This is a genomic window from Halobacterium hubeiense (assembly GCF_001488575.1).
GTDB classification, from domain to species: domain Archaea; phylum Halobacteriota; class Halobacteria; order Halobacteriales; family Halobacteriaceae; genus Halobacterium; species Halobacterium hubeiense.
On sequence record NZ_LN831303.1, the window covers coordinates 14,654 to 32,944 of the forward strand.

The 18,291-nt window shown below is 65.5% G+C and carries 16 protein-coding genes and 1 pseudogene; 10 read left to right on the plus strand and 7 right to left on the minus strand.

Annotated features, from left to right (window positions below):
- Positions 1-94: 94 nt before the first annotated feature.
- From HHUB_RS13265 to HHUB_RS13280, 4 genes are all read left to right on the plus strand, one after another.
- Positions 95-1,426 carry an ABC transporter substrate-binding protein gene (locus HHUB_RS13265; protein WP_082687263.1) on the plus strand — a complete coding sequence of 444 codons (1,332 nt, stop codon included), beginning with the start codon at positions 95-97 and terminating at the stop codon, positions 1,424-1,426.
- Positions 1,427-1,429: 3 nt separating this feature from the next.
- On the plus strand, positions 1,430-2,356 hold the full coding sequence (locus HHUB_RS13270; protein ID WP_059058351.1) for a carbohydrate ABC transporter permease: 927 nt from the start codon (positions 1,430-1,432) through the stop codon (positions 2,354-2,356).
- Positions 2,349-3,212 carry a carbohydrate ABC transporter permease gene (locus tag HHUB_RS13275; protein ID WP_059058353.1) on the plus strand — a complete coding sequence of 288 codons (864 nt, stop codon included), beginning with the start codon at positions 2,349-2,351 and terminating at the stop codon, positions 3,210-3,212. The genes HHUB_RS13270 and HHUB_RS13275 overlap by 8 nt, the downstream gene beginning before the upstream one ends.
- Positions 3,213-3,387: 175 nt before the next feature.
- Positions 3,388-3,993 (plus strand): hypothetical protein, encoded by a 606-nt coding sequence (locus tag HHUB_RS13280; protein ID WP_059058355.1) that lies wholly within the window; start codon positions 3,388-3,390, stop codon positions 3,991-3,993.
- Between the two features lie 63 nt (positions 3,994-4,056).
- Here the strand turns inward: HHUB_RS13280 and HHUB_RS13285 are convergent, their stop codons facing one another.
- The 3 genes from HHUB_RS13285 to HHUB_RS13295 all read right to left on the minus strand — a co-directional run bounded on the left by HHUB_RS13285 (position 4,057) and on the right by HHUB_RS13295 (position 7,134).
- Positions 4,057-4,518, minus strand: coding sequence for a universal stress protein (locus HHUB_RS13285; protein ID WP_059058357.1), 462 nt, complete (start codon positions 4,516-4,518; stop codon positions 4,057-4,059).
- 174 nt (positions 4,519-4,692) lie between these two features.
- Positions 4,693-5,562: a fumarylacetoacetate hydrolase family protein gene (locus HHUB_RS13290; protein WP_059058359.1), complete on the minus strand. Its 870-nt coding sequence runs from the start codon at positions 5,560-5,562 to the stop codon at positions 4,693-4,695.
- 396 nt (positions 5,563-5,958) lie between these two features.
- Positions 5,959-7,134, minus strand: coding sequence for a mandelate racemase/muconate lactonizing enzyme family protein (locus HHUB_RS13295; protein WP_059058361.1), 1,176 nt, complete (start codon positions 7,132-7,134; stop codon positions 5,959-5,961).
- A gap of 130 nt (positions 7,135-7,264) precedes the next feature.
- On the opposite strand from HHUB_RS13295, the gene HHUB_RS13300 reads away from it, so the two are divergent.
- Both HHUB_RS13300 and HHUB_RS13305 read left to right on the plus strand, forming a co-directional pair.
- Entirely contained in the window at positions 7,265-8,029 is a 765-nt protein-coding gene (locus tag HHUB_RS13300) for an IclR family transcriptional regulator (RefSeq protein ID WP_059058363.1), read from the plus strand.
- Between the two features lie 91 nt (positions 8,030-8,120).
- A complete protein-coding gene (locus HHUB_RS13305; protein ID WP_059058364.1) occupies positions 8,121-9,626 on the plus strand; it encodes an alpha-N-arabinofuranosidase in 1,506 nt (501 codons plus the stop codon).
- 9 nt (positions 9,627-9,635) lie between these two features.
- Here HHUB_RS13305 and HHUB_RS13310 read toward each other — a convergent pair whose 3' ends face one another.
- Complete coding sequence (locus tag HHUB_RS13310; RefSeq protein ID WP_059058366.1) at positions 9,636-10,604, minus strand: MBL fold metallo-hydrolase; 969 nt, start codon at positions 10,602-10,604, stop codon at positions 9,636-9,638.
- A gap of 120 nt (positions 10,605-10,724) precedes the next feature.
- Here HHUB_RS13310 and HHUB_RS13315 point away from each other — a divergent pair, with 120 nt between their 5' ends.
- From HHUB_RS13315 to HHUB_RS13325, 3 genes are all read left to right on the plus strand, one after another.
- Positions 10,725-11,513, plus strand: coding sequence for a DUF7260 family protein (locus HHUB_RS13315; protein ID WP_059058367.1), 789 nt, complete (start codon positions 10,725-10,727; stop codon positions 11,511-11,513).
- A gap of 92 nt (positions 11,514-11,605) precedes the next feature.
- Positions 11,606-12,937, plus strand: coding sequence for a sialidase family protein (locus HHUB_RS13320; RefSeq protein ID WP_059058369.1), 1,332 nt, complete (start codon positions 11,606-11,608; stop codon positions 12,935-12,937).
- Between the two features lie 154 nt (positions 12,938-13,091).
- On the plus strand, positions 13,092-14,207 hold the full coding sequence (locus HHUB_RS13325; RefSeq protein WP_059058371.1) for a M24 family metallopeptidase: 1,116 nt from the start codon (positions 13,092-13,094) through the stop codon (positions 14,205-14,207).
- Positions 14,208-14,439: 232 nt separating this feature from the next.
- On the opposite strand, the gene HHUB_RS13330 is transcribed toward HHUB_RS13325, so the two are convergent.
- The 3 genes and pseudogenes from HHUB_RS13330 to HHUB_RS17580 all read right to left on the minus strand — a co-directional run.
- Positions 14,440-15,954: a phosphoenolpyruvate carboxykinase (ATP) gene (locus tag HHUB_RS13330; RefSeq protein WP_059058373.1), complete on the minus strand. Its 1,515-nt coding sequence runs from the start codon at positions 15,952-15,954 to the stop codon at positions 14,440-14,442.
- A gap of 740 nt (positions 15,955-16,694) precedes the next feature.
- The gene (locus HHUB_RS17575) at positions 16,695-16,946 is read right to left on the minus strand and encodes a family 4 glycosyl hydrolase (protein ID WP_337589478.1); all 252 of its coding nucleotides are present in this window, start codon (positions 16,944-16,946) and stop codon (positions 16,695-16,697) included.
- Positions 16,901-17,161, minus strand: a pseudogene (locus HHUB_RS17580) (glycoside hydrolase family 4); the annotation flags it as partial. The pseudogene HHUB_RS17580 and the gene HHUB_RS17575, both read right to left, overlap by 46 nt.
- A 338-nt stretch (positions 17,162-17,499) precedes the next feature.
- On the opposite strand from HHUB_RS17580, the gene xacR reads away from it, so the two are divergent.
- Complete coding sequence (gene xacR, locus HHUB_RS13345; RefSeq protein ID WP_059058379.1) at positions 17,500-18,255, plus strand: HTH-type transcriptional regulator XacR; 756 nt, start codon at positions 17,500-17,502, stop codon at positions 18,253-18,255.
- Positions 18,256-18,291 lie beyond the last annotated feature (36 nt).

The window sequence follows — 18,291 nt, forward strand, 5'->3', positions numbered from 1 at the left end:
TGGACTGGGTACTTAGTTCCCAACCCCGGCGTGGGTCCACTACCCTACCCAACATTTATCATGGTGTAGTTGAGCATGATTAACCGGAACAAACATGACTAGCGACCGAATATCGACGAGTACGCGCCGCAGATTCATCACTGCCGCCGGAGCGGCCGGTAGCATCGCGCTCGCCGGCTGTCTCGGCGGTGACGGGTCGTCGGGCGGCGGTGGCGGGTCCGACTCGTACACGATCAACTTCTGGGAACCGTTCAGCGGCGGGGAGGGTCCCGTCATGGAGGACATCGTTGCGAAGTTCAACGAGGAACAGCCCCTCGACGTCGACGAGGAGGTGACTATCAACCGCCAGCGGACGCCGTGGGACCAGTACTACAACAACCTCTACACCACGCTGACCGGTGGGAGCGGTCCCGACATGGCTATCATGCACGCGGCGTACCTCCGGGCGTGGAACAACGTCATCGACCCCATCGGGGACTACATCGAGACCGGTGACATCGAGGGCGACTACCTCGGCAACCACTGGGACCTCGTCAACGTCGAGGGCGAGACGCGCGCGCTCCCGATGGACCTCCACCCGCTCGGCGGCTACTACAACAAGGACCTCTTCGAGTCCGCGGGACTGGACCCCGAGTCCCCGCCGACCAACTGGGAGGAGTTCCAGACCGCCGGCAACGCCATCGCCGAGCAGACCGACAGCGCGGCGTTCAGCCAGTCCCCGTACAACGACGGGTTCGGCTCGTGGCGGACGTACAGCAGCCTCACCAAACAGCAGGGCGGCACCCTCTTCGACAGCGACTGGAACCCGTCGTTCAACAACGAGGCGGGACAGAACACCGCCGAGCTGTTCTGGGACATGACCGGCGACATGGGCTGGTCGCCGCAGACGACCGAAGCCGACTGGGGCATCAACGCCTTCTCGAACGGGAACCTCGGCATGACGATGAACGGCACGTGGTACGTCGCCTCCCTGTCGGACGTCGAGGACCTCAACTGGGGGTTCTTCAAGCCGAACGTCGCGCCGAACCACAGCCAGGACGCCGTCTGGGCGGACGGCCACTCGATTGTCCTCCCGCGGAGTCAGAGCCGCGGCGAGCGCAAGTCCGAGCTCACCGCACAGGCCGCCCACTGGATGACCACGGAGAACCCCGAGTGGGGAGCGCGCGCCGGCCACCTGCCGGCCGCCGCGGACATCCGCGACTCCGAGGTGTTCCAGAACTCCCCGTTCTACGACAAGACCCTCTCGAAATACCTCGAGATGGCCGAGAACGACGTCTACTTCTACCACCCGAAGGTGCCCAACGGCGACCCCAACTCCCAGGACTGGTACCAGTGGCTGCTCGACCTCTGGGGGCACAACTACGAGAGCCCGCAGGCGGCTCTCGAAGACGGCGTCTCGACCATCAGCAACGGCCTCGAAGAGTGACACATGGGACTACGAAACCGTTTCACCGGGGGTGACTCCGACCACGCCCGGCAGACCGTCTTCGGCGTCCGCAAGGAGACCGTCGAAGGCATCGTGTGGTCGCTCCCGTACCTTGCGGTGTTCGGAGTATTCCTCGTCTGGCCGGCGCTGAAGGGGCTGTACATGAGCCTCCACAACTGGGACCCGTTCGTCCCCTCCGAGTCGGAGTTCATCGGCCTCCAGAACTACGTCGAGCTGTTCAGCGACCCCGTGTTCTGGAACGCGATGCAGGGCACCGTCTACTTCGTCGCGCTCTCGGTGCCGCTGCTCGTGCTCGTAGGGCTGGGGCTGGCGCTCGGCGTCAACAAGAACGTCAAGGGCAAGCGCGTCCTGCGCGCCATCTACTTCAGCCCGTACATCCTCACCGTCGCCGTCGTCACGCTCATCTGGTCGGAGGTGTACTCCGGGAGCTACGGCCTCATCAACTACTATCTGGGGTACTTCATCGACAGCCCGCCCGGCTGGCTGACGTCAACAGACCTCGCGATGCCCGCGCTGGCGTTCATGACCGTCTGGTGGCTCGTCGGGTTCAACTTCGTCATCTTCCTGGCGGCCCGACAGGGCATCCCCGAGCGTCTCTACGAGGCCGCGCGCCTCGACGGCGCGGGCACGTGGCGGGCGTTCAAGGACGTCACGCTCCCGCAGATGCGCAACTCCATCCTGTTCGTGGTCATCATCCAGTTCATCCTCCAGTTCCAGGTGTTCGCCCAGCCGTACGTGCTGACCGGCGGCGGCCCCCGGGACTCGACGGACACGCTGGTGTACTACCTCTACCGGAGCGCGTTCTCCCAGCAGGCGTACGGCTACGGCGCCGCAATCGGGTACGTGCTCGTGATGATACTGATGCTCATCGCGGTTATCAACTTCAAGGTGATCGGGACCAATGAGTAACGTCAACGAAGCTCATTCCGGCCTGCTCAACGATCTCTCGCTTCGGTCGCTGGGGACGCACGTGGCGCTGTACGGCACCGCCATCCTGATGGCGATTCCGTACCTCTACACGATTTCGCGGTCGTTCCAGCCGCGGCGGTTCCTGACCAGCCCGAAGCCGTACTGGATTCCGCCGGAGATCACGTTCGAGTACTACCGGTACATCCTCACGGAGTCGCTGTTCGTGCAATGGACGATAAACACGTTCATCATCGCGGGCGGCGCGACGCTCATCATCCTCGTCATCGACTCGATGATCGCGTTCTCGCTGACGCGGCTGGACTGGCCCGGCCAGTCCATCGTGATGGGCGTCATCCTCGCGAGCTTCATGGTCCCGTACTACATGAACATCGTCCCGCTGTACACCGTCGTCTCGGACCTCGGGCTGGTGAACTCCTACTGGGGCGTCATCCTGCCCGCGGTCGCGAGCCCGCTGGGCGTGTTCCTCCTCTACCAGTTCTTCAGGGACATCCCCGACGAGTACGAGGAGGCAGCGCGCCTCGACGGGTTCTCGACGTTCCAGATTTACTCCCGCATCATCCTGCCGCTAGCGCGCCCGATTCTCGCGTCGCTGGCGCTGTTCATGTTCGTCTACAACTGGAACGCGTTCCTCTGGCCGCTCATCGTCCTCTCGGACCAGGCGGCGTACACGCTCCCAATCGGCCTCGTGAACCTCTATCAGGGGAACCTCACGACGCCCGGCCTCCACATGGCCGTGACAGTGCTGGCGTCGCTCCCCCTGTTCATCGTCTACCTCTTCTTCCAGGGGGAGATCGTCCGCGCCGTCCAGATTCAGGGCACCGGGACTACCGGCTAACTCCCGACATCGCTCTTTCTCTCGTAGTCCCGCGGAGGACAACACTCATTACGGCCAACCAGCGTGTTGACAGTATGCACGCTCGACGCGACTCTGACGGCGCGGCGAGGCCCCGTTCGCCCCCGCGGCGGCCGGCCTCCCGCCCGCTCGACACCTCACACCGGGAGGTACGGCGATGAACACGGCCGACGACGTGCGCTCGGTCCACGCCGGCCTCGGCGACGCGTTCCGGTCCGCGTACCACAACAGCGTCGCGACCGTCGTCGTCAGCCTCGCGTGGTTCGTGGCCTCGCTCCCGCTGGTCACTGTCGGCCCGGCGACGCTGGCCGCGTACGCGGCCGTCCAGTCGGTCCGCGAGCGCGGCCACGTCGACCGCGGTGACGTCCGCGACGCGCTGGCCGCGCACTGGCACAACTCGGCGCTCCTCAGCGGCGTGTTCGTTGTGTTCACCGCCGTCACCGTCGCCTACGCGACGCAGTACCTCGAGACGGGCGCCGTCAGCGCGGGCGCGCTCGCCGTCGTCGCGGGCTACCTGACCGCCCACCTCGCGGTCGTCCTCGTCGTCGCGTTCGTCCGTCTCTCGGAGGGCGCGTCGGTCCACGAGGCGGTCACCAGCGGCTACTCGTGGACCGTCACCCACCCCTTGGACACCGTGCTGCTCGGGTTCGTCAGCGTCGGCCTGTTCGCCGTCAGCGCCCTGCTCACCGTCACCGTCTGTCTGGTGTTCCCGTTCCTGCTGTTCACGTTCCACGTCGCCGTCGTCGGCCGACGCACGGCCTGAACGCGGCCCTCGGCGACCCGGCGGCTGCCGCAATCACAGGTACTACTCACCGGCGATGCGTCGTCACGCGTCGGGTCCGCGACGGACGAACGTCACCGGGCACGGCGACGAGAGCATCACCGACTGGGCGACGCTCCCGAAGAACGCCTTCCCCGTGGGGCTGCGGCTGCGCCCGCCGACGAACACGCGGTCGGCGGCCACCTCCTCCGCGACCCGGACGATTTCCTCCGCGGGGTCGCCGATTGCGCCGCGGACCGTGTACTCGACGCCGGCGTCCTCGAACGCGTCCACGAGCTCGTGAATCACCGCGTCCCGGCGCGCGACGACGTCCGGGTCGACGTCCTCGCTCGACGGGTCGAACTCCACCTTCCGCGCGGTGTCCTCGAACTCGTCCGCGGAGAACACGTGCAGCAGTACGACCGTCGCGCCGGTCGGCTGTGCGACCTTGATCGTCTCGGTAGCGAGGCGAATCCGCCGGTCGCGGTCGCCCGGTCCGATGCCCACCAGTATGGTATCGAATGGCATACAGGTAGGTGGATGCAACCACGCATAAACATTACCCCGGTTCGAGGTGCGGCCCGTCACTGGGTCGCCGCGAAATCAGTTCGTCCAGCGAAGAAACAGCGGCGACGGGACCGACTGGGCGGTTCGGTCGCGTCTCGCTGTCGCGTCACTACGGGGCGTCTGCTCGGCTCCGGCTTACAGCTGTTCGACGGGATTCTGTAGCGTACCGACGTTCTCGATTTCGATGCTGACGAGGTCGCCCTCCTGTAGCGTGAAGTCGTCCGGCGGGATGATGGAAGTCCCGGTGAGGAGCGCGGTCGACTTGGGGACGTAGTTGTAGCGGCGGAAGTAATCCGCGAGCTCGTCGCAGGTCCGCACCATCTCGCTCGTCGAGGTGCTCTCGGTGAACGCGACGTCGCCATCTCGCTCGATAGTCAGCGTCATCTCGACGTCGTGGGGGTCGCCGATGGTTTCCTCGGTGACCACGCAGGGACCGATGGCACAGCTCTTGTCGTAAATCTTGCTCTGCGGGAGATAGAGGAGGTTGTCGCGCTCGATGTCGCGACTGCAGACGTCGTTACCGACCGTGTAACCGACGATGTTCCCGTCGTGGAGTATCACCGTGAACTCCGGTTCGGGCACGTCCCAGTCGGAGTCCCCGCGAATCCCGATATTGTCGCCGGGACCGACCGTCCGCGTGGGCGTGCCCTTGAAGTAGACTTCGGGGCGGTCGCCCTCGTAGGCACCGATGTAGGCCTCTTCAAGACCCCCCTCGCCCTCGCGGGACTCCTGACTGATGGCGTACGTGACGCCCCCGCCCCACACCTCGTCTGGGTCGACGGGGCGAATCAGGTGTTCGCTGACGGTTTCGAGGTCGACGCTCGGGGCGTCGTCGAGGTGTCGCCGCGCGACGTCGTCGACGCTCTGGTCGGTGAGCGACGCCGCGTCGGCCAGCTCCATGAACGAGGCCGGCTCGGGTTCGGTCTCGGTCAGATTGTACGCGCCGTCGTCGTCTTCTGCGATTAGCGATATAGTCCCGTCTCTCTGTATGCGGTAGTATCGCATATCTTCACGTGCATCATCGACCGATAAATAGCTTTGTGTGTATCGTTCGCACGCCCTGTCCGGCAATGCCGGATAGACATAGCGCGTATCATTACAGGCATAGAGATGTAATGAAGCGGCGAAGCGTGCTGATAACCGCCGAAAACCCGCGAACAATTTTTCCGGCATGGCCGGAAGGCGCTATTGAGATGACAGCTACCCCCGACTCAGCTCCGTCAGGTCAACTGTGGCGTCGTGGCGGACTCCCACTCGACTCGGGAGCGGACGACTGCGAGTCGGACTTCGACGATACCACCGGCGAGAAATTGAGCAGCGGCTGTCTCGGAACGCAGTCAGAACCGGGTCGAGAACGTGAACCGACCCGGCGTGGGGACAGACGCGGTAAAGCGGCGTGAGTTAGCGCTTCTCGACGGCGCGCTTCTCCCAGTCCTGCTCCCAGAGGTCGATGGTGTGGACCTTGTCCTCGGTGTAGGCGTGCTCCTCGACGACGTCGTGGTTGAGTTCGATGCCGTAGCCGGGGCCCTCGGGAATCTGCATGTAGCCGTCCTCGACGACCAGTGGCTCCTTCAAGAGGTTGTCCACCCAGTCGACGTCGTACGTCTGGAACATCTCCTGGATGCGGAAGTTCGGGATGGACGTGCAGAAGTGCCCGTAGATGGCGCCGGCGACCGGCCCCTGCGGGTTGTGCGGCGCGACGTCCACGTGGTCAGCCTCGGCGAGGCCGGCAATCTTCTTTCCCTCGGTGATGCCGCCGGTGTTCATCAGGTCCGGCTGGAAGACGTCGACGTCCGTGCGCGTGACCAGTTCGTAGAAGTCGTGTTTGGTCATGTGGCGCTCGCCCGTCGCGACCGGAATCGGGGACTTCCGGGCGACCTCCGCGAGGCTGTTGATGGAGTCCGGCGGGCACGGCTCTTCGAACCACGTCGGATTGAACTCGTCGAGCTCGCGAGCGATTTCGACCGCCTGCCCGGCGGAGAAGCGGCCGTGACACTCGATGAGCAGGTCGACGTCGGGCCCGACGGCCTCGCGGACCGCGCGCACGATGTCGACGGCGTGGTTCTGGTCCTTCCGGGACATGGACTGCCACGCGGTCCCGAACGGGTCGAACTTCATCGCGTCGTAGCCGTCGTCGACGACGCGCTCGGCGGCCTCGGCGAAGCCCTCCGGCTCGCCGTCGGTGTCTGTGTACCAGCCGTTCGCGTACGCGCGAAGTTCGGTGCCGTGGACGGGGCCGCCGAGCAGGTCGTAGACCGGCTCGTCCAGAACCTTCCCCTTGATGTCCCAACACGCCATGTCGATGGCGGAGACGACGGTCGTGTTGACGACGTTCTTGGAGAACCACTCGTCACGGTACATCTCCAGCCAGAGCGACTCGGTGTCGAAGGGGTCCCGACCGATGAAGAAGTTCGACATCTCGTCGATGGCTTTCGCGACTGTGCGCGGCTTGTCGTGCGTCGTCGCCTCCGCGAGCCCGGTCACGCCGGCGTCCGTCTCGACTTCGACGAACACCCACGGTTTCCACGGATTCGCGACCAGATAGGTCTCGACGCCGGTGATGCTAACGTCCGACATTGCAAGCCATTCGTCTGAGAGGAGTGTAATAAATATATTCATGTGGCAATGCCGTTGAAGCCGCTGCTTTTCCCGGTCTCGTTCCGCTATCGGCGGAATATCTATATGCCATCGCACGAACAGCACTCGTATGCCAACAAACGACGCCCCAATCGGCTCGGTGAAGACCACCGTGACCATCATCGAGGCGCTCCAGGAGTTGGGCCAAACAGGTGTATCGGAGCTCGCCGACCACCTGGATATCCCGACGAGTACGGCGTTCGACCACCTCCGCACGCTGGAGAACGAAGGGTTCGTGACCAGCGACGACGACGACGGCTACCGCGTGGGCGCTCGCTTCCTCGAAATCGGCGGCTACGCCCGCAAGCGAGACCCCATCTACGACGTGGCCGAGCCCGAGATTCAGAAGATGGCCCACCAGACGGGCGAGCACGCGAACCTCGTCGTCGAGCAGTGCGGGAAGGCGGTGTTCTACGCGAAAGCCGAGGGTGAAGACGCCTTCGAGCTGGACACGCACGTCGGCAAGCACGTCCACCTCTCGACGACGTCCGCGGGGAAGGCGATTCTGGCGGAGTACTCCGACGAGGAGATTCACGCGATTCTCGACGAGCACGGCCTCCCGCAAGTCACCGAGCACACGGTCACCGACCGCGACCGACTGTTCGACGAAATCGAGGAGTGCCGCGAGCGCGGCTACGCCATCGACGACGAGGAGCGCATCCCGGGCGTCCGCTGCGTCGGCGCGGCGATTACCGACGACGACGGCGACGTGCTCGGCGCGGTCAGCGTCTCCGGCCCGAAGAGCGGGATGCAGGACGAGCGTTTCCAGGAGGAGATTCCCGACCTCGTGTTGCGGACCGCCAACGTCATCGAAGTCAATATGAAGTACCGGTAGGACCGGTACCCGATGGATGGCGTCGTCTGGGGTGTTTCGGTCGCTCCAACCCATTGATTTATAATCATCGACCCGACAACCATGCATTCACATGGCAAACGCCCGCGTTACTGTCCATCCAGAGGCGCGCATCGACCGCATCGAACCGGAAGTCCACGGCCACTTCTCCGAACACCTCGGCCGCTGCGTGTACGACGGGCTGTGGACCGACGACGTCGCGAACGAGGACGGGTTCCGCGAGGATGTCCTCGAACTCCTCGCAGACCTCGACATCCCGGTACTCAGGTGGCCGGGCGGCTGTTTCGCCGACGACTACCACTGGGAGGACGGCGTCGGCCCGCGGGAGGAGCGACCGCGCCGCCGCAACCTCTTCTGGGCGCAGGGCCGCGAGGACGTCCCCGAGGAGTCCAACGCCTTCGGCACCGACGAGTTCCTCGAACTCTGTGAGAAAATCGGCACCGAACCGTACCTCGCTGCGAACGTCGGCTCCGGCGACCCGCAGGAGGCCGCCGACTGGATGGAGTACTGCAGCTACGACGGTGACACCGAACTTGCCGACCGCCGCCGCGAGAACGGCCACGAGGAGCCCTACGAGGTGCCCTACTGGGGCGTCGGGAACGAGAACTGGGGCTGTGGCGGGCAGATGAGTCCCGAGCAGTACGCCCGCGAGTTTCGTCGATTCGCGACCTACATGGGGTCGATGGACAATCTGATGCTCGACTACGACGTCGAGCTCATCGCCTGCGGCTTCGAGGGCCACGAGTGGAACCGCCGCTTCATGGAGGAGGTCGCCAGCGGCCGCTGGGGCGTCGACTTCCCGCTGGACCACCTCACGCTCCACCACTACTACGGGCGCGGGATGACCGTCTCCGAGTCCGACGAGGACGACTACGACGAACTCCTCGTGGACGCTCTCGAGATGGAAGAGCACATCGAGCGCATCGCGTCCACCATCGACGCCGTCGCGACGACCCGCGACATCGGCGTCATCGTCGACGAGTGGGGGACGTGGCACACCGAGGCCGTCCCGGAGAACGGCCTCGAACAGCCGGGGACCGTCCTCGACGCGCTCTCCGCCGCGGCCGTCCTCGACGTCTTCAACCACAACGCGGACGTGATGACGATGTCGAACATCGCGCAGACCGTCAACGTCCTGCAGTGCCTCATCGAGACGGAGGGCGACGACGCGTGGGCGCGCCCGACGTACCGCGTCTTCGACCTCTACGCGCCCCACAAGGGCAACGAAGCCATCACGACGTCGGTAGACACCCCGGAGCGCGAGGTTGAGCGGACGGACGACGACCTGCCGCTGGTCGGCGCGTCCGCCTCGGTCGCCGACGACGGCGAGACGTACGTGACGGTCACGAATCTGGACTGCCGCGGCAGCCACAGCATCGAGGTCGCCATCGAGGGCGAGGACACGTCCTCCGAGGACATCGATGCGCAGGTGCTGTTCGAGGGGCAGGACCCCGACCTCGAAGTGGACGCGTCCAACGCCGACGAGTTTGCGGCCGACGACCTCGACGTTGACGTCGACGGAGACGTGCTGACCGTGGACCTCGCGCCGTCGACGGTCGCCGGCATCTCTATCGAGTAACGAGTCGGACTACGCTTTCTGCCACGCGACGAGCCCATCTTTCGTCGTCCGTTCGAGGTTGCCGCGGTCGACGTGCGCGGCGAAGTGTCCGGACAATGGGTACGCGAGGTCCGCGTCCAGTCCGTAGCTGCCGCGGCGCTCCACGAAGGCGTCGATTGCTTCGCGGAGCGTCAGCGGCCCCTCGGCGTCGACGAGGTCGAGCGCGAGTGCGTCCACCTCTGAGGCGAACGCCAGCGATTCGTCGAGGAACGCGTCGACGGCCTCGCCCTCGAAGACCTCGTAGTGGGTCAGCGAGAGCGTGTCTGCGTCCAGCGCGCGGAGGAGCTCGATGGTGTTCTGGTACGCCGGGTATAGGTAGTACGGCGGCGGCTGGATGTACTCGTCGTCGACAGTGAAGACGCCGCGGCCGAACACCGCATCGCCGCCGACGACGACATCGTGCGTCGCGTCGTAGAGCACGAGGTGGCCGCGGGTGTGTCCCGGCGTGTGGAGCACGTCGAGTTCGCGGTCCGCGAGCGCGAGCTGCTCGCCGCCGCGGAGGCGGAGGTCGATGCGCTCGCCTGCGCCTATCATCCCGTCGAGCCAGTCGCGGGTCTCCTTGTCGTACGTGATGCCGTGGTCGTCAGCGAACATCCCGTAGCGCTCGTCCATGAGGGCGTCGACGCTCTCCATCAGGTCGGCGTCGGTCTCGTGTGCCGCCAGCGTCACCGACGGCGCGTGCTCGCGGAGTTCCTCGTTCCCGCCGTGATGGTCGGCGTCGGCGTGCGTGATAAGCGCCAGCGAAACGTCCGCCAGCGTCCAACCGTCCGCTTCGAGGGCGGGCTCGTACACCGTCGTTGGTGCGTCGGCGACACCCGGGTCGACGATGACCGGCCCATTCGCACCGTCCAAGACGTGGTAGCCGTGTATCTTCCCGTCGATGACCGTCTCGACCCGCGTGATGCCCGGCGCTATCGTTGTCGTTTCCGTGTCGCGCATCTCGTTGGTGGCTCTCCCGGAGCGGTACTAAAAGTTCGGCCGCCGATGAGCCGGTTGCCCGCCCTGGGCCGACGTCTATTCGACAGTAGCTTTTTGTAGGATGGCACGTTACTGTTTCCCATGGCGAAGCCGAGTCGTGCGAGCAACCCCCAGTATCACGTGCAGTCCCTGCACGAGTACGTCCTCGCTCCGCTTTCCGCGGCTGCGTCTCGTCTCGAACGCGAGCGGACGGAAGTCGCGACCGAGCGGGACGCTTTCCGGGAGTTCCGCGAGCGGATCGCTGACATCGAGCCGGCCCCGAGGACGGCCGCGCCGCGCTGCTTCGCCGAGAGCACCGGGCGCTCGCCGCGCACAGACGCGCTCGCCGACGTTCGCTCCGCGTACCGGGAGACCGTGATGGACGTCCCTCACTACGAGAGCGTGTACGGCGAACCGTTGGCCGGACACGCCGCCGCGGAACTTCGGCCGGAACTAGGCCACCAGCTGGCCGAGACGACTTCGTCGTCGTTTACCGTCCCGCTGCGGGAGGCACTTCGGGTGGCCGCACAGCGGGCCATCGACGAACGGCAGCACCTCCTCGAACGACTCGACGAGGAGGAGTCTTCGATAAAGACCGCCCGTGGCGAGATTCTGGAGTTACTCCGTCCGCTCTCGACGACGGTCATCCCCGAGTGGCACCGGGGAACGTTCCTGCGACGACTCGATGCGATCGCCGACCGCCGACAGGAGCGCCTCCACGCGCGCGGTGACCTGCCGGATGACCGGGAGTATTCGCTTTGCACGCACCTCTACGACGACGCGGAGTGGACCTATCCCGTGTTGACCGCAGTGGCCCGCGTCCGGGAGACGGTCACCGTCGGCGAAGGCGGCGAGAGTGCTTTGTCGCAGCGTCGCTGCGAGTCGCTGTGAGGTGTCCTCGGACGACACTGGGCCTGGCCACCCAATGACGGGGAAAGATTATTACATACAGGAGTTGACGATAGTGTTGCGGTGAGGAGTAAATGAAGAAACCCACTATCGGCGACGACAGCACGCGCAGAGATTACCTCCGGACACTCGGGCTCCTCGGAGCCGTCGGGGTCGGGGCGACCGGCGCCGCACACGCGGAGAGCGCCTACCTGAACCCGGGGAACAAACACAGCGGGGAGACGCTGTACGCGCCACCCGAAGGCGCACCGTCTCCGGGCGCGATGTACCCACGCGTCGAGCGACTCGAACACGCTCCCGGCGGCAACGACACGCTGCTGGCGACCTTCGAGTACTACCCGTCGATGAGCGGCGGCGCCGAACCATACTTCCCGGTGTACCGGAGCGAGAACGGCGGCCAGACGTGGTCGAAGTTCTCCGAGATTCACGACCAGAGCGGGAAAGACTGGGGAATGCGGTATCAGCCCACCCTCTACGAGCTCCCCGAAGAGACCGGGCCGTGGCCGGCGGGGACGGTGCTGGCCGCGGGGAACGCGATTCCGATTCTCGACGACCCCAGCGACGTCCCTGAGGGCGAAATCGGGACGCTCGGGGACTCCAGCATCGACCTCTACGCCAGTACCGACCACGGGGAGTCGTGGGAGTTCGTCAGCACCGTCGTCACCGGCGGGCCGGCGGTCCCGCACGCGGGCAACAGCCCCGTCTGGGAGCCGGAACTCCAACTGGACGCTGACGGCGACCTCGTTTGTTACTTCGCCGACGAACGCCAGGGCAGCGACGACGACTACAACCAGCTCGTCGGCTTCAAGGCGTCCGACGACGGTGGGCAGACGTGGGGCGACGAGGAGTTCGTGACCGCCGTGCCGAACGGCGTCGACCGTCCCGGCATGCCGGGCGTCGTCGAACTCCCGGACGGCACCTACATGATTGCCTACGAGGTCGTCGGATCGGACGAAGTGGACGGCGAGGTCCGCGTGAAGACTTCGCCGGACGGCCGCGACTGGGGCGACCCGACGGACCTCGGCCAGCAGGTCGTCACCGGAGACGGCCGCCGGTTCGTCAACGGCCCGTACATCACGTGGACGCCACGCGGTGGTCCCGACGGAACTGTCCTCATCTCGGGCAAGCAACTGGTCGACGGGAACCGCCAGCTGGCCGAGGGCAACGGTGAGGTCGTCCTCGCCAACACGAACCTCGACGGGAGCGGCGACTGGACGCCTGTAAAGGCGCCGCTGTCGTTCCAGACGGAGAGCGAGCTCGGCGGCCGGATTTTCGTTGGCTGGACGACCCCCATCCTTCCCTCGCCGAACGGCAAACAGCTCCTCCAGGTGACGTCCACGAAGCTGAACTCGACGCTAACCCAGATTCAGTACGGGGAGCGACCGCTGAAACTGAACAAGCTCTGAACGGTCCCTGCGGCGACGCGAGCGCGAGTCCCTCCTCCAGCACCGCTTCACGCGGTTCTCGACAGCGGCGTCGACCCGCGGGAGCGGCACTGACCCGCGGTGTCGGGCGCGCGAAATGCCGAGCGTTTTAGTCGCCGGCGTGCGCGGGTGGCGTATGGCGTACGCGACCACGACGAAGCTCGAACGAATCCGCGCCGCGCTCGACGAGCGCGACCTCGACGAACTCTGGTTCTGTCGGCCCGCGAACTACGGGTGGCTGACCGGCGGCGACCCGGTCATCGACGCGACCAGTGACGTCGGCGTCGGGGCCGTCGGCGTCGGTCGTGACGGGGTGCGCGTGCTCGCACCGAACAACGAGCGCAGTCGCATCCTCGACGAGGAACTCCCCGGGCTCGACGCCGCGGGCATCGACCCCGAGGTGACCGAGTACGACTGGTACGACGCCTCGCTCCGGGAGGCCGTCGCGACGCACCACCGCAGCGCGGCCGCCGCCGACGTCGCGGTCGCGGGCCTAGAACAATTCTACGCGACGCGCTTGCGCTCGCCGATGCCGGCGGCGGAGCGCGACCGGTTCCGGGACGCCTGCGAGGAGACGACTGCGGCCGTCGAGGCCGTCGCGCGCGAGCTGACCGCCGAGACGACCGAGCGAGCCGCGGCCGGCGCGCTCTCACAGGCGCTGCTCGAACGCGGCTTCCGCGCACCCGTTGTCCTCGTTGGCGGCGGTGACCGCTCCCAGCGGTACCGCCACTACACGCCGCGCGACGACCCGCTCGGCGAGTTCGCGCACCTGACGGTGGTGGCGGAGCGGGGCGGCCACGACGTCGCCGTGACGCGGACCGTGACCTTCGATGCGCCGTCGTGGCTCCGGGAGCGCCACGACGCCGCCGGCCGGGTCGCGGCGACGGCGCTCGCGGCGACGCGGGAGGTCGGCTCGGCCGGTGGGTCCGCCGGCGAGGTCCTCGACGCGATTTCGGAGGCGTACGCGGCAGTCGGGTTCGAGGGCGAGTGGCAGGCCCACCATCAGGGCGGCGCCATCGGCTACGCGACCCGCGAGTGGGTCGCGACGCCGGACGCCGAGGACGCGGTGGTGGTGCCGATGCCGTTCGCGTGGAACCCGACGGTGCAAGGCGCGAAGACCGAGGACACGGCCCTCGTCACCGAACGCGGCGTCGAGGTCGCGACCGAGACCGGAGAGTGGCCGATCACCACGTACGAGGCGGTCGGCTACGACGGGCAGTTCTCGTTCCACGACCCGCTGGCGCTCGACTGACGCTCAAGAACGACAATCAACGACAAAGTTTTAGTCGAGTGTCGAATAATCGGGGTGTATGCGTTGGAAGTGCCCCGAGTGCAGCAGTGACGTCACCCGAGAGCACGGTTCGCTGGTCTGCCGCGACTGCGGCTACGCCCCCCGACACGGCGCCGACTAGCCCTCGTGCCTGTAACGAGACCGTCGTCCCTCGATAGCGGCGCGTAGCGGCCTCTCCGGGCGGGGAGGACCGTCAGTAGGTTGCGTCGCGGATGTCGTCGTCGAGGTCCTCGAACTGGTCGAGGTAGCTGCGGCGCTCCGCCCGGAGTTCGGCCTGTGCGGCCTCGAAGTCGTCCACACGCTCGGGTACCTCGAAGCGCTCGATGCTGATGCCGGGAACATCGCTGGGGACGGTCAGGTCGAGTGCGTCGTCGTCGGTCCATTCGACGCTGCCGCGCGCGACGCCTTCGAGGATGGCGACGGTCTCCTCGACGCCGACGTCCGCGGGGTCGTCGGTGCCGACGACGCCGGTGTTGATGACGTAGCACTGGACGTCGAGGTCCGCGATGAGGTCGCGGAAGCGGTTGCCCTCCTCGCCCTCGGAGCCGACGATGAAGGGGTTGGTGCCGACGACGCGGATGGACTCGCCGACCCGCGAGGGGTCGCCGGCGCTGGTCTCGACGGACTCCCCGAGCATGAACGCGACCGCGGCCTGCTCGTCGCTGAGCTTCGCGACCGGCGGCATCAGGGGGTTCCGCGTGATGAAAAACACCTGGTCGACGCTGTCAAGGTCGACGTCGCTGGACGCGCTCTCGAGCTGGTCGCGGCGAATGACCGCGCGGGCGTTGCGACCGTACCGCGGCTCGTCGAAGTGGACGGTGCCGTCGTCGTCGACGGCGACATTCTCCAAGACCGCGCTCTCGTCGGTCGCGGCGCTGTGGAGTTCGGGCTGCTCGTCGGCGTCGAGGCCGATGGTCTTGATGTAGAGGCCGCCGCCCTCGCTCCCGGCGACGGTACCCGAGGGCAAGAGCGCGCAGACGTCGTCCTGGATCATCTCGACGCCCTCGGGGTCGTCCAGCCAGAGGCCGTGACTGGTGAGCGTGGACTTCCCCGTGCCCGACAAGCCGAGGAAGAGCTGGCCGACCTCGCGGCGGCCGTCCTCGTCGTCAAGGGTGACGCGCTTGCTGCCGGCGTGGAGGCCGAGCCCGCCCTGTTCTTTCGCGCGCAGCATGAACAGCCGCAGGAACGACTTCTTCGCCTCGCCCGTGTAGTCACTCCCCAGGACCGTGGTCAGCCCCGTGTCGGGGAGCACGCGAATCTTCGGGTCGTCGGTCGCATCCGGCAGCTGGACGGTGACGAAGTCGGGTTCGACGCCGTCCGACGGTTCGAGAAGTTTCGTCCACGACAGCGCGATGCGGCCGTACTCTTTGGGGAGGTACAGCCGGCAGACGTACGACGACTCGGGGTGACGACCGACCACGCGGTCGACGCAGATAACGTCGTTCTCGGGGTCGTTCACCCACTCGATGCCGGTCTCGAAGACGGCGAAGTCGCTCTCGGCGAAGTCGTCGTCGACGACGTTCTTCGTCCGGTCGGCGCTCCGCGAGCGGTACTCGCTGGTGTACGCCGGCGACCCGTGCTCGGTCGTCGTTTCGACGTGCGTCGAGAATTCGCGCAGCTCCGACAGCGACGGATTGTACGTGACGTGGTCGGCTGTCTCCGGGTCCGGATACGCTACTGGCGTCGGCCACTCGCTGACTCCTTCCATCCTATGGTACTCTCCGTCGGATTGTTCCATAAGTGTGTTGAACGCACGGGATTTGACTCCCAATGTTTACTCACAGCCGTGTATACAATTCGGGTTCGGCGCGTCGAACCTCGTCGCCGCGAAAGCCGAACCCACAGAAAGTATTCCGCCGCCGAATCCTCGCTCCGGCTTGGCACCCCAGACTCACTTGCCGTCGAATAACCTGATTGCCAACATAATATCTATCGGAACTTCATAACGATGGTATTCGTGGCGGCTGCTTTCTCTTATCACATATATTGTGATTGGAGCTCGAAATTACTATGATAATTTGGCCAATTAATGCGATTCGATCAGGTATATGGGTACTAAGATACACAATTATTCAATATTGGGCACCAGCATCATACTATCCTATACCGAGACGGCTATCGGTCTGATTTCGAGCTTGTTACGGTTCTAGACGGGCAAGTAGGTTTGATACGGCTCCTAAGTTAGCACACTGTGTCGCTCGGAGTGACCGCCCTACCACCAAAGTAACAGAGATATTATTTGATTAGTATTGTTTTTCTGTTAACACGTGATCCGAGTCGTCCGACGATGCTTCGAGGCGGACGCCGCGACCGCGTCTGTCGAGACCTCGTCGCTCTGTGGGGACGGCAGGTGGACCGTTCGACGACCCAGTTATTGATCCCGTTCCGGTGGAACGCGTCCGTGATGCCCTCCAGACGCGAGTTCCTCCCCGGCGGCGTTGAGGAGGGTCAGAAGTTCAGGACTCCCCTGTAGACCGGAATCGCCCGCATCGCGCGGAGGATGCCTCCCGGGCCGATGGTAGCGGCGACGGCGCCGTAGATGCCGTAGGATTCCGGGATGTCAAGGTCGTGGACGAACGTCTCCGTGAGTCGTACTGCGTGGACAGCAACACGACGTCCGCGCCGTCCAGCGCCGCTTCGAGGTCGCCGGTCGCGGTGTACGTCCAGTCGGCGGTCGCGTCCTCGCGTGTCTGCACCCAGTTCCCGAACTCGGCGTTGCGCTCGGGCGCCGCGACGTTGACGTCGTAGAGCCTCACCTCGCCGTCGAAGTCCGACAGCGCGAGGTCCTGCACGAGGTTCGGTACCCACTGCCGGCTGCCGCCGCCGATGTACGCGATGATCACGTCATCGCCGTCGAGTTCCTTTCCCGCCGTCGCCTCCGACGCCGACGCACGCCGGGCTTCGTTCACGGTCATCGTACCACCCGCCTGCGACCCCCGCCACTAAGTCGTATGGAGTCCGGGAGGCGTCGGCACCGACTAGCCGCGGTGAGCGGGCGTCAGGGCGGCTTCGCGGTGATCTTCCCCTCGTGAATCGGCTACGGACAGAATCTTCTGCCTGCTGAGGCGTTCGCTACAGTTGCTCCCGCTGGTGTCACTAGGCATAATATACCACGGTACAGTCGGCCACGGATTAAAATTTGTGTGCAGTTTCTCGTTCCGTTTCCCGCCCGCTGTGGGTTTCGTGGCCGCCGACACCCCGAATCGTTCTGTACACCAGAACCCTTTTTACCAGACGGACAGAAACTATGTGTATGGATGCCAAACACCCGGTGCGAACGACCGAGAAGACACTCGCACTGGTCGAGGAACTGATGGACCGGGGGCCCTGTGGCGTGACGGAGCTGACGGAGAGCCTGGACATGGGCAAGAGCGCCGTCCACAACCACCTCACCACCCTCCAGAAGCACGGCTACGTGCTCAAGACCGGCGACGAGTACCAGCTCGGGCTGAAGTTCCTCGAAGTCGGCGGCTCCACGCGGAAGTCCATGGAGTTCTACCAGGTCGCCGAGCCCGAAGTGAAGTCGCTCGCGAACGAGACGGGCGAACTCGCGAACCTTCTCGTCGAGGAGCAGGGGATGGGCGTCTACCTGATGCGTTCGAAGGGCAAGGACGCCGTCGACCTCGACACGTACGCGGGCCTCCGCACGCACCTCCACACGACCGCGCTCGGGAAGGCGATTCTCGCCCACCTCCCCGAGGAGCGCGTCGACGAAATCATCGACCACCGCGGGTTCGAACGAAAGACTCCACGGAGCATCGGGTCGCGCGAGGAGCTGTTCAAGGTGCTCGACGACGTCCGCGAGCGCGGGTACGCCATCGACGACGGCGAGCGACTGGAGGGCCTGCGCTGCGTCGCGGCACCGGTCAAGGACTCTTCCGATGAGGTGCTGGGCGCCATCAGCGTCTCCGCGCCCGCGAGCCGCGTGAGCGACGACGACCTCCACGGCGAACTCCCCGAGCGCGTGCTCAGCGCGGCGAACGTCGTCGAACTCAATATCAACTACTGAACAATCATTCTGCATCTCGGAACACGCTACAGAAGT

What these genes read in the sequence shown, in the direction of transcription:
- HHUB_RS13265 (WP_082687263.1), top strand. Translation starts at nt 95, where the DNA reads ATGACTAGCGACCGAATATCGACGAGTACGCGCCGCAGATTCATCACT.
- HHUB_RS13270 (WP_059058351.1), top strand. Translation starts at nt 1,430, where the DNA reads ATGGGACTACGAAACCGTTTCACCGGGGGTGACTCCGACCACGCCCGG.
- HHUB_RS13275 (WP_059058353.1), top strand. Translation starts at nt 2,349, where the DNA reads ATGAGTAACGTCAACGAAGCTCATTCCGGCCTGCTCAACGATCTCTCG.
- HHUB_RS13280 (WP_059058355.1), top strand. Translation starts at nt 3,388, where the DNA reads ATGAACACGGCCGACGACGTGCGCTCGGTCCACGCCGGCCTCGGCGAC.
- HHUB_RS13285 (WP_059058357.1), bottom strand. Translation starts at nt 4,518, where the DNA reads ATGCCATTCGATACCATACTGGTGGGCATCGGACCGGGCGACCGCGAC.
- HHUB_RS13290 (WP_059058359.1), bottom strand. Translation starts at nt 5,562, where the DNA reads ATGCGATACTACCGCATACAGAGAGACGGGACTATATCGCTAATCGCA.
- HHUB_RS13295 (WP_059058361.1), bottom strand. Translation starts at nt 7,134, where the DNA reads ATGTCGGACGTTAGCATCACCGGCGTCGAGACCTATCTGGTCGCGAAT.
- HHUB_RS13300 (WP_059058363.1), top strand. Translation starts at nt 7,265, where the DNA reads ATGCCAACAAACGACGCCCCAATCGGCTCGGTGAAGACCACCGTGACC.
- HHUB_RS13305 (WP_059058364.1), top strand. Translation starts at nt 8,121, where the DNA reads ATGGCAAACGCCCGCGTTACTGTCCATCCAGAGGCGCGCATCGACCGC.
- HHUB_RS13310 (WP_059058366.1), bottom strand. Translation starts at nt 10,604, where the DNA reads ATGCGCGACACGGAAACGACAACGATAGCGCCGGGCATCACGCGGGTC.
- HHUB_RS13315 (WP_059058367.1), top strand. Translation starts at nt 10,725, where the DNA reads ATGGCGAAGCCGAGTCGTGCGAGCAACCCCCAGTATCACGTGCAGTCC.
- HHUB_RS13320 (WP_059058369.1), top strand. Translation starts at nt 11,606, where the DNA reads ATGAAGAAACCCACTATCGGCGACGACAGCACGCGCAGAGATTACCTC.
- HHUB_RS13325 (WP_059058371.1), top strand. Translation starts at nt 13,092, where the DNA reads ATGGCGTACGCGACCACGACGAAGCTCGAACGAATCCGCGCCGCGCTC.
- HHUB_RS13330 (WP_059058373.1), bottom strand. Translation starts at nt 15,954, where the DNA reads ATGGAAGGAGTCAGCGAGTGGCCGACGCCAGTAGCGTATCCGGACCCG.
- xacR (WP_059058379.1), top strand. Translation starts at nt 17,500, where the DNA reads ATGGATGCCAAACACCCGGTGCGAACGACCGAGAAGACACTCGCACTG.